We start from the raw sequence: 4,499 nt of genomic DNA, 5'->3' as shown, positions 1-4,499 counted from the left end.
GAGCTGGCCGGCCAGCGCGGCCAGCTCGGCGGCCGGCAGCCCGAGCCCCCAGAGCCGGTCACAGGCCAGCAGCGCGGCTGCGGCGTCGGCGGATCCGCCGGCCAGGCCACCGGCCACCGGGATGTGCTTGTCGATGGTGATCTCGACCTGGGGCCGGATGCCGGCGTGCCCGGCCAGCAGCTCCGCGGCCTGCCAGGCCAGGTTGCCCCGGTCGGTCGGCAGCCCGGCGCTCTCGGCGCCGCGCATCGCCAGCGTGAGCGACCCGGCAGGGGCAGCGGTCAGCACGTCGAACAGCTCCAGCGCGTGGAACACCGTGCCGATCTCGTGGTAACCGTCGACGCGCAGCGGTCCCACCAGCAGCTGGAGGTTGAGCTTGGCGGGAACCCGGACGCTCACCTCGCCGGCACTCTGGGACACGGCTGCGATGCTAGTGCGCCGCTCTCGCGCCCCGATCACCACGGCGGACAGACCGTGACATGGGCGGGCCACCCGATTTCTCCGGCGCTCGACCTGCCTTGTAGGATTGCAGGGTTGCCTCGGCGAGGGAGCCCACGGATCGATCCAGCTGAGCCTGTCAGGTTCGGCAGGGGTTGTGGTGGGGCCCGTTATCGACGCGGTGCTTGCCGGCGCTGTGTTGTTGACCTGGTGTGCCGCGGTCGTCGACCGCGCAGGCGCACCAGCCGCGCTCTCGGGCAACACCGCGTGTCGACAACAGCAATATGACCGGCGTCACACAGTCAGCAGGCTTGACTGGGGTGGCACCTCACGATCACGAACAACTTCCGTACGAGCTGATGCAACAGGAGCGCCCCCGTGTCTGAAGTCCGTCTGGCCGCCGAAGTACGTACCGAGTTCGGCAAGGGTGGCGCTCGCCGTACCCGTCGTTCCGGCAAGATCCCCGCCGTCATCTACGGGCACGGCGCCGACCCCCGACACGTCTCGCTGCCGGCCCGCGAGTTCGCCCAGGCCATCAAGCGTGGTGGCGGCAACGTGCTGCTGACCCTCTCCCTCGACGGCAAGGACGAGCTCACCATTCCCAAGGCCGTCCAGCGGCACCCGATCCGGGGGGACTTCGAGCACGTCGACCTGATCGCCGTCCGCCGGGGCGAGCGGGTCACCATCGACGTCCCGCTGGTGGTGACCGGCGATGTCGCCCCCGGCGCGATGCTCGGCCAGGAGCACACCACGGTGCAGGTCGAGGCCGAGGCCACCCACCTGCCCAGCGAGATCGAGGTGTCGGTCGAGGGCCTGGACGCCGGCGCCCACGTCACCGCCGGCGACCTGACGCTGCCGTCCGGCGCGACGCTGGTCACCGACGCCGAGACGCTGCTGCTCAACATCACCACCGCCCCGACCGCCGAGGACATCGAGGCCGACACCGCCGAGTCGATCGCCGATCTCGGCATCGTCGAGGAGCCGGCCGGCGACGCCACCGAGGAGTCGGGCGACACCGCGACGGACGAGGCCTAGGACGCCGGCCGCCGGTTGGCGGCGCTGGTTCCGGCCGCATAACCTCCAGGCCCGGGATGCCATGACTGACGAGCGTTACCTGATCGTCGGCCTCGGCAACCCGGGCCCTCGGTATGCCGCCACCCGGCACAACGCCGGATTCCTGGTGGCCGACGAGCTGGCCGCCCGTATCGGCGGCTCCTTCAAGGCGCACAAATCTTCCGGTGGCCGGGCCGACATCGTCGAGGGCCGGCTGGCCGGCCAGCCCGTCGTGCTGGCCAAGCCGAAGTCCTACATGAACGAATCCGGCGGCCCCATCGTGGCGATCAGCCGGTTCTACAAGGTCGGCGTCGAGCGGATCATCGTGGCGCACGACGAGCTCGACCTGCCCTTCGGCGGGTTGCGGCTCAAGCGCGGCGGGGGCGAGGGCGGCCACAACGGCCTGAAGTCCACCAGCGCGGCGCTGGGCTCCAAGGACTACCTGCGGGTCCGCTTCGGCATCGGCCGCCCGCCCGGGCGCCAGGACCCGGCCGATTACGTGCTGCGCGAGTTCGCCGCCGCCGAGCGCAAGGAGCTTGCCTTCCTCATCGACCGGGCCGCCGACGCGGTGGAGGCGTTGCTGGCCAAGGGCCTGGAGGCGGCCCAGAACGAGTTCCACCCCGGCGGGAGCTGAAACCGATGACCAGGACCGTGCAGGCCGCCGCAGCTCGCCCGCAGCGGGAAGGCGACCTGGTGATCGATGCCCGGCAGCGGTACGGCGACTGGCGCCAGGAACGGACCATCGGGCTGACCGTCGAGCTCGGCGGTGGCCTCGACCTGGTCCCCGCGCTCCAGGCAGAGGCCCTCACATTGCTTGACCAGGCGGCCCTTTTCACCAGCTCCGGCTTCACGGAGAACCCGGACGGCAGCCTGACCACCGACACCAGGTTTAGCTTCTACCCTGCCGGCCCGGTGCTGCAGGCGATCCACCATTCACCCACGCTGCTGGCGATGCTGCGGGCCTGCACCGGTCTGGACGACCTGCGCCCCGCCCGGGCCGGATACAACTTCTACCGGTCCGGAGATCACCTCGGCATCCATCGCGACGCCCGGTTGGCGGCGGTCACGCTGGTGGCCGACCTGTGCGGCAACCTGCCGGCCATGCGGCGGAGTCCTCGCCATGCCCGGGCAACCAACCCAGCGCTGCTGGAGCTCGTCCGGGAAGGAGGCGTGTTCCCGGCCGGCCATCCGAGCCTGCCGGTTCCGCACGATCACCTGCGGGCCTTCGACGGCCGTTCTGTTCCGCACTGGCGGCCGCCGTTCGAGGGCGAGCTGGGCATGCTGGCGACCTGCAGCTTCTCAACCGACCAGCCGGCGTGAGGTGCGATACCGTTCCGGCTGATACGGGGATGGCCAGGGCGCCCCGGTGCGCCGCGTGTGAAGGAGATCGATGAGAGCCAGCCTCGCAGCCCTCACTGCCGTGCTCACCGGGGTGGCGGCCACCGTGCTCGCCGTGCTGGCGCCACCGCAGGCCCGCCCCGCGGCCGCGGCCGCGGCCGCGGACGTGGCCGTGGCCGTGGCCGCGGCCAGCCAGCCCAACCAGGTCATCACCGTCCAGGCCAGCAGCTCCAGCTCCACCACCGCCCGGTTCGACCTGTGGACCCGGCTGAGCACCGGCGGGTTCCGGCACCACTCCGGCCCGGTCACCGCCAACCTCGGCCGGAACGGCATCGGGGCGACCCGGGAGGGGATGGGCCGGACTCCGGCGGGCGTCTTCACCCTCACCGAGGCCTTCGGCAACCAGCCCACCAACGGCACCCGGCTGCCGTACTTCCAGGCCACCCGGATGGACTGGTGGAACTCGGTCTCCAGCAGCCCGGCCTACAACACCCACATGCGCCAGACCTACTCACCCGGCTGGCCGAGTGAGAACCTCTACACGATGGGCGCGGTGTACGCCCATGCCGTGGTGATCGACTACAACCGCTTCCCGGTCCGGGCCGGCGCCGGCTCCGCCTTCTTCCTGCACGTCACCAACGGCCGTCCCACCGCCGGGTGCGTGGCGATCGCCGCCGCGTCGCTGAACTACGTGATGCGCTGGCTGAACCCCGCCGCGCGCCCGGTGATCTCGATGGGGGTGGGCAGCCAGGCGACCAACATCATCACCCAGGCCAACGCCGCCGCGGCCAAGCACAACCCGCAGGGCCACCTGGACTCGGTGACCGGTGGCCGGGGCACCGTCCGGGCGGTCGGCTGGGCGGCGGACCCGGACTCACCGTCCGGCCGGGTCACCATCGACCTCTACATCGACGGCCGGTTGGCCGGCCGGTACGGCACCGGGAGGTACCGTCCCGATGTGGCCGCCGCCCGGCCCTTCGGCACCTGGCAGGGCTTCGACTTCACCCTCACCGGCGTGATCAACGGCTGGCACCGGGTCTGCGTCTACGCGCACAACATCTCCCTCGGCACCGCCAATCCGAGGCTGGGCTGCCGCGACATCCCGGTCAACCCGGCCTGAGCAGCCGGCTGTCCCCGGCTCTCGCGCCTAGGTGTCGGCTAAACCGCTCAACCTGCCCTGGGGCGGCCATGACACGTCGCACCTCGGCAGGTGACCCGCGAGGGGGCTGATGCGCGTCCTGTCGTTCCCGCAGCACACGGTTCCGCCAGCGTTGCACGTGCAGATCGTGGCCTCGCGGGACCAGGCCTGGCCGCGGAGCCCCAACGAGCCCCCGACCGACCACGACCCGGCGCTGCAGCCGGTGACGATGCTGCTCGTCGATGACCGTGAGGTCGTGCTGGCCTCGCTGGCCATCCTGTCCAAGGAGATCACCCACGACGGCCAGCGCTACGCCGCCAGTGGGCTCAGCACCGTCGTCACCGACCAGTCGCACCGCCACCGTGGCCATGGCCACCGTCTGGTCACCGCGGCCCGTGAACAGATCGCCGCCAGCGGAGCGGACCTGAGCATCTTCACCTGCGACCGGGCGCTGGCGATGTTCTACCGACGCGCCGGCTGGCGGATCCTCCCCGGCGCCGTGCTGATCGGCGGCACCCCGGAGAACCCGTTTCCC

The 4,499-nt window shown here is 71.4% G+C and carries 5 protein-coding genes and 1 pseudogene; 5 read left to right on the top strand and 1 reads right to left on the bottom strand.

Features of this window, described 5'->3' with window-relative positions:
* A pseudogene (locus VF612_RS10705) lies at positions 1–417 on the bottom strand (4-(cytidine 5'-diphospho)-2-C-methyl-D-erythritol kinase); the annotation flags it as partial.
* 396 nt (positions 418–813) lie between these two features.
* On the opposite strand from VF612_RS10705, the gene VF612_RS10700 reads away from it, so the two are divergent.
* The 5 genes from VF612_RS10700 to VF612_RS10680 all read left to right on the top strand — a co-directional run.
* The gene (locus VF612_RS10700) at positions 814–1,470 is read left to right on the top strand and encodes a 50S ribosomal protein L25/general stress protein Ctc (protein WP_408659838.1); all 657 of its coding nucleotides are present in this window, start codon (positions 814–816) and stop codon (positions 1,468–1,470) included.
* Positions 1,471–1,531: 61 nt separating this feature from the next.
* On the top strand, positions 1,532–2,122 hold the full coding sequence (gene pth / locus VF612_RS10695; protein ID WP_408659837.1) for an aminoacyl-tRNA hydrolase: 591 nt from the start codon (positions 1,532–1,534) through the stop codon (positions 2,120–2,122).
* Positions 2,123–2,127: 5 nt separating this feature from the next.
* Complete coding sequence (locus tag VF612_RS10690) at positions 2,128–2,808, top strand: hypothetical protein (RefSeq protein WP_408659836.1); 681 nt, start codon at positions 2,128–2,130, stop codon at positions 2,806–2,808.
* A gap of 70 nt (positions 2,809–2,878) precedes the next feature.
* Positions 2,879–3,946, top strand: a complete 1,068-nt coding sequence (locus VF612_RS10685; RefSeq protein ID WP_408659835.1) for a L,D-transpeptidase family protein — start codon at positions 2,879–2,881, stop codon at positions 3,944–3,946.
* Between the two features lie 109 nt (positions 3,947–4,055).
* Positions 4,056–4,499 (top strand): GNAT family N-acetyltransferase (locus VF612_RS10680; RefSeq protein ID WP_408659834.1); only part of this gene is annotated, 444 nt, incomplete at its 3' end.

This window comes from Jatrophihabitans sp., assembly GCF_036388195.1.
In the GTDB taxonomy this organism is placed as follows: domain Bacteria; phylum Actinomycetota; class Actinomycetes; order Mycobacteriales; family Jatrophihabitantaceae; genus Jatrophihabitans_A.
This window is presented reverse-complemented; position numbering and strand designations above follow the sequence as displayed.

What these genes read in the sequence shown, in the direction of transcription:
- pth (WP_408659837.1), top strand. Translation starts at nt 1,532, where the DNA reads ATGACTGACGAGCGTTACCTGATCGTCGGCCTCGGCAACCCGGGCCCT.
- VF612_RS10690 (WP_408659836.1), top strand. Translation starts at nt 2,128, where the DNA reads ATGACCAGGACCGTGCAGGCCGCCGCAGCTCGCCCGCAGCGGGAAGGC.
- VF612_RS10685 (WP_408659835.1), top strand. Translation starts at nt 2,879, where the DNA reads ATGAGAGCCAGCCTCGCAGCCCTCACTGCCGTGCTCACCGGGGTGGCG.